General features: G+C 58.3%; 1 protein-coding gene. It reads left to right on the forward strand.

The window, feature by feature from the left end; genetic code table 11:
• Positions 1 to 330, forward strand: a 330-nt coding sequence (locus Xinn_RS21515) for a PFL_4703 family integrating conjugative element protein (RefSeq protein WP_099137848.1), incomplete at its 5' end; no start/stop codon positions are given.
• Positions 331 to 460 lie beyond the last annotated feature (130 nt).

A 460-nucleotide genomic window follows, 5' to 3' on the forward strand; every position in this document is an offset into this window, starting at 1 on the left:
GAAGATGCTAAAACCCGCGCTGACAGTGGGGAACTGGCTGACCGGGTACGGGTGGTGTATGAAGTGCCCGGCCGGGGCTATGGCACAAAAAGCGTGACGGTGCGCAACCGGGATAACTGGGTGGTGCGGCTGGATTTGGTGGCGGATGAATATTATCACGCCGAATCCGTCAAGCGGGCGCTGGTGCGTTACCCCCTGAGCGTGGTGCGCTGGGAGGGGGATGCAGAGCGTAATCCGTTCGGGCTGGCACTGGATTGTTATGACGGGCTGCCGCAGCGGCTGGAAGCGATGCCACAGGCGGTGGACGAGAAAAAGGGGGTATTTCAATGAGTAGATATTCATCCCACACAGCCTGCTTTTGTCTGGGGCTGGTCAGTATGTTGTTGTTCAGCTTTGGGGCAAAAGCCGAGGAATTGCTGACCTGGGAACGCATTCCGTTACCGGTGACGCTGAAAGTCGG

The organism is Xenorhabdus innexi, from assembly GCF_002632485.1.
Lineage (GTDB): Bacteria > Pseudomonadota > Gammaproteobacteria > Enterobacterales > Enterobacteriaceae > Xenorhabdus > Xenorhabdus innexi.